The organism is Candidatus Neomarinimicrobiota bacterium (assembly GCA_041862535.1).
GTDB lineage: Bacteria > Fidelibacterota > Marinisomatia > SCGC-AAA003-L08 > TS1B11.
The window spans coordinates 1-4,737 of the sequence record JBGVTM010000177.1; the positions used below are offsets into that span (position 1 = coordinate 1).

The 4,737-nt window shown below is 51.5% G+C and carries 5 protein-coding genes; all 5 read left to right on the forward strand.

The features are described from left to right. Positions 1-166: 166 nt before the first annotated feature. A complete protein-coding gene (locus ACETWG_06380) occupies positions 167-1,663 on the forward strand; it encodes an L-fuculokinase (protein MFB0516213.1) in 1,497 nt (498 codons plus the stop codon). A gap of 379 nt (positions 1,664-2,042) precedes the next feature. Next, positions 2,043-2,807 carry a transcriptional repressor AgaR gene (gene agaR, locus ACETWG_06385; protein ID MFB0516214.1) on the forward strand — a complete coding sequence of 255 codons (765 nt, stop codon included), beginning with the start codon at positions 2,043-2,045 and terminating at the stop codon, positions 2,805-2,807. Between the two features lie 14 nt (positions 2,808-2,821). After that, complete coding sequence (locus tag ACETWG_06390; protein ID MFB0516215.1) at positions 2,822-2,953, forward strand: hypothetical protein; 132 nt, start codon at positions 2,822-2,824, stop codon at positions 2,951-2,953. Positions 2,954-3,119: 166 nt separating this feature from the next. Continuing rightward, complete coding sequence (locus ACETWG_06395; protein ID MFB0516216.1) at positions 3,120-4,172, forward strand: amidohydrolase family protein; 1,053 nt, start codon at positions 3,120-3,122, stop codon at positions 4,170-4,172. 45 nt (positions 4,173-4,217) lie between these two features. Continuing rightward, on the forward strand, positions 4,218-4,737 hold a 520-nt coding region (locus tag ACETWG_06400), incomplete at its 3' end, for a hypothetical protein (protein MFB0516217.1).

Below are 4,737 nucleotides of genomic sequence, written 5' to 3' on the forward strand. Positions count from 1 at the left end.
TTACTACACTACTACCTACCGGCAAGAAGTCATTTTCCAGCGGATGAAGGAGATCGTCACGGAGTATCTCCGGATGTGGTACGTATGAGTGAACCGCGCAAGAACCGTGCGTACAGCGACGGAAGAAGCCACCGAGGACCAGAGCGACCTGTGATGGGAGTTATACATGAATTACCTGGGTATTGATATAGGCACCAGCGGCTGCAAGGCCGTGATGTTTGATAAGGACGGGCAGCAACTGACTCGGGCAAACCGTGAATATAGTGTGATATTTTCCGATAACGGCGGTGCCGAGTTGGATTCTGACGAGGTCATGGAAAAGTGCTTTGAGGTCATCAAGGAATGCGCGGCCCAGGTGGAGTCCGGCTCAGTACGAGGGATGGGTATTTCCAGTCAAGGCGAGGCATTCACGCCCATCAGCGCCGATGGAAAGGCCCTGTGCAATGCGATGATTCACTCCGATACGAGACCCCGATCCTATGTCAAAATCTGGCCCCAGGAATTCGGCGAAAAGAAACTCTACCAGATTACTGGCCACACTGCCCACTCCGTATTCTCCGTGTTCAAGCTGTTCTGGCTCAAAGATAACCGGCCCGAAGTATGGGCCAAGGCACAAAAGTTCCTCTGTTTCGAGGATCTGCTGCAGCTCCGTCTGGGACTTGATCCCACCATGGGTTGGCCGCTGGCGGCCCGCACGATGATGTTTGACGTTCGGAAGCATGCCTGGAACCGGGACATTTTAAATGCGGTGGGATTATCGCTCAAACAACTGGCAAAACCGCTCCCCTCCGGAAGCATCGTTGGCAAGATTGACAACAGGATCGCCAAGGATCTCGGTTTGTCAGGAGATACGTTTGTGGTAACCGGTGGTCACGATCAACCATGCAGTGCCTTAGGGGCTGGAGTGACTAAGCCGGGTACAGCGATCTACGCGACCGGCACCGTTGAGTGCATCACCGCGGCCTCCGCCAAGCCGGCATTTACCGAGGAACTGCGCCAGAGCAACCTCTGTACGTACGACCATGCCGTGAAAGGCATGTACGCAAGTCTTGCCTATAGCCTAACTGGTGGTAACATACTAAAATGGTTCCGAGACGAGTTCGGTGCCTGGGAAGTGGCAGAGGCCGAACAAACCGGGGTGAACGCCTATGAACTCTTACTCGACTCGATGGGCGAGCAACCCTCAAGTCTGCTCGTGCTGCCTTACTTCACACCCTCCGGGACGCCTTACTTTGACTCGAAGACGAAAGGCGCTGTATTAGGACTCCAAATCTCAACCACTCGCGGAGAGTTCATCCGGGCTCTGTTAGAGGGCGTAGCTTTTGAAATGCGCCTGAACCTCGAAATTCTCGAAAAGTCAGGCTACGAAATAAACGAATTGCGCGCCACCGGGGGGGGAGCCAAATCGGCTGTTTGGAATCAGCTCAAAGCTAATGTAATGGGGAAGAAAATCACGACGTTGAACGTAACGGAGACCGGATGCCTGGGCGTCGCCATGCTTGCCTGTGCCGCGGACACGGGAAAATCGATTCGTGAATTAGCGTCCAAGTGGGTCCGACCATTGTCAACAGTTCATCCGCAGCCTGAACATAAGAAGTGGTACGATGAAAGGTTCAAATTATATCGCACCCTTTATCATATCGTTCGGGAGATTCCCCTTTAGCTGAACAGGTCTACTTGGGATTAGCTTGTGCCCTTTGTTCAGTAGCTGATTTCCTGAACGGCATTTTCCCTGTGGGACGCAAAGGCGGTAGTATATACACGATGGCTACAAGAGATATCCCGGGAATGGGCGCGGGCAAAGCAATGAGCGCCGTCACTGGTAAGCTCTTGAATGATTTTGGAAATGACAATATAGCGATCCAGCGCATTGTTAGATGTAGCCGTACTCCCTGTATCTGCACGGGAAAATAGTACCCTGTCTATATTAGGTGATCCCGCCAAAGACCAACAAATAATAAAACGAAAGGCTTAAGAATTGACTTGGCTTGCATTCATAAGTAACATAGCCAACAATGAAAGATAACGGAAAAGGATTGGATTTGAAAAGTACGGTAGACCGACGGGGTGAGATCGTCCGGATCATCAACGAGAGTGGTAAGGTCAAAGTTGAAGAACTGAGGGAGCTCTTCAGTGTCTCGGCGGTAACTATCCGGAATGACCTGAACTACCTGGAGGGCAAGGGTCTGATTCACCGTGTATATGGGGGAGCTCTTATTCGGGATTATGTGGCCTATGACACCACCCTCATTGAGAAGGCCAAAATACACAGTGAAGAAAAAAGGCGCATTGGTGCCAAGGCCGCAGAGATGGTTTTCGACGGTGATTCCATCATTCTTGACTCCGGGACCACCACCCTAGAGGTTGCCAGAAACATCAAGGACCGGAAAGACCTGACTGTAATAACGAACGCTGTGAATATAGCCACTGTGCTGGCCGGCTATCCTGATATCACCGTGATGTTGACAGGAGGGAGACTACGGAAAAGGTCGTTCTCCCTTGTTGGTCCGCAAGCCGAAATCGCCCTGCGGGAATTTTATTTTGATAAGTTGTTCTTGGGAGCCGATGGCTACGATTTGGAGGTAGGCCTGACAACCCCCAATCAGTTAGAAGCCCACTTGAACAAAGTAATGGTAGACGTAGCCAAGGAGACCATCATGGTAGCGGACTCAAGCAAGTTTGGACGAAAGAGTCTATGCCGAATCTGTGGGCCCGACACAATTAAAAAAATTATCACCGATGCCGGTATCGATAAGGAATACTACGACAGGCTAACGGAGTTGGGCATCGAGGTCATTGTGGCCTAGTGGAATGCCTCGCGGTGCCCATGACGACCCTGGCCCTGGTGAATACTATCCTTCCTTCGCTGATCATTTATGCTGTCATCACCTATTCCATTATAATTACGGGGATGGTCTTTGCCGTCACAGCTATTTATCTGATTGCCGAATAGCCGATGGGAAGCGCACACATGGCGAGAGCTCGCTGGTGAGTTAAAGAATCTCGAGCTGACCGGCAAGGCCTGGTTCTCGGAAATCGAATTAATTGACGGAGAAAGGTATAAAATGGCTCATAGGCTAGCACGATCTAGAAGGGCGTTCTCTGTTACCTTGCTTGTAGTGTTTTTCTCCTTTACCCTAGGGAGAGTCTCGGCGCAGACCCCGCCCGAACGCCTGCTTCTTAAAGACTATCGTCCCAAGTCTATCTACAAGGTACCCGTCACTACCATCGAAAAGGCCAAATATCCCGTCATTGACCTGCATTCCCACCCCTATGCCCAGTCGCTGGAGGAGATAGAACAGTGGGTGCAGAATATGGATGCGGTGGGGATCGAAAAGACCGTCATCTTGACGATGCAGACCGGAGCGGCCTTTGATTCCATCTTCGCCCTCTATTCCCAATATCCTGACCGCTTTGAAATCTGGTGCGGCTTTGACTACACTGGTTACGATCAGCCTGGTTTTGGCCCGGCAGCGGTGGCGGAGCTGGAGCGGTGCGTCCGAGCCGGAGCCACCGGTGTTGGCGAAATCGGTGACAAGGGCAAAGGGCTGTTCTACTCTCCAGTGAAGGCATGGGGGATGCACCTGGATGACCCTCGAATGGACCCCCTGCTGGAGGCATTCGGCGAGTTGGACCTCCCGGTAGCCATCCATGTGGCCGACCCGATCTGGATGTACCAGCCTATGGACTCTACCAACGATGGCCTTATGAACGCTGTGGAATGGCGCCTGGACAACCAGCCCGATATCGTGGGGCACGCCGGGATGATCGATATCCTGGAACGCGCCGTTGCTCGCCATCCCAATACAACGTTCATTGCTGTCCATTTTGCGAATCTATCCTACGACCTGAATAGACTCGGTCGACTCCTAGACCAATATCCCAATCTCTACGCTGATATCTCAGCCCGTTATGCAGAGACAGCACCTATCCCCAGGTTCACCGCTGCTTTTTATAAGAAGTATCAGGACCAGCTTCTATACGGTACCGACATGGGGTACGACCAAAACATGTACCGTATCACCTTCCGGATCCTGGAGACCACCGATGAGCACTTTTACGAGCTCGATGAGTTCGGCTATCATTGGAGCCTTTATGGGCTTGGCCTTGATAAACGTGTGTTGAAAAAAGTCTATCGGACCAACGCCTTGAAAATATTGAAGCGTAAATAGTATCAACATGACCGAGGACCTATTCCTATTCCTGAGGGGGGCACGATGATGAGCGCCATATTAAGGCATATTTTGCAGCCATTGCTCGTTTTCGCAGCCGTAGTGCTGGCTAATACTTGCACACCGGCGCGGCAGGTAGCCGTCCAGGTGAATGGCGGCAAGATCAGAATTGAATATGACGACCACCTTTATAGCCGGGTGGTTTCCAGGCTGGGTGATGAGGAAGTTGTTCTGGGAGCGTTCGCGCCCTCTGAGTTCATCACAGTATCAGATGGGGAGATTAAGAATTTCACAGTTGACAGCACGTCAGTTCATCCCATTGAGGATGAGATTGGAATCGGAAAGCAATACCGGATCATTGCCCGAGTGCCTTCAATAATAAAAGAAATTACGTTAACCAGTTATGACGACTTCCCCACCATGCTGGTCATGCAGGTGGTCTATACCAACATTGGTGATGAGGATCTGATTGTGGAGGGCTGGACCAATCATGGTTATGCCATAGCGACTTCCAGGGCGGGCAGGAACAAGATACCCTTCTGGTCCTTTCAGAGCGGTTCCTATG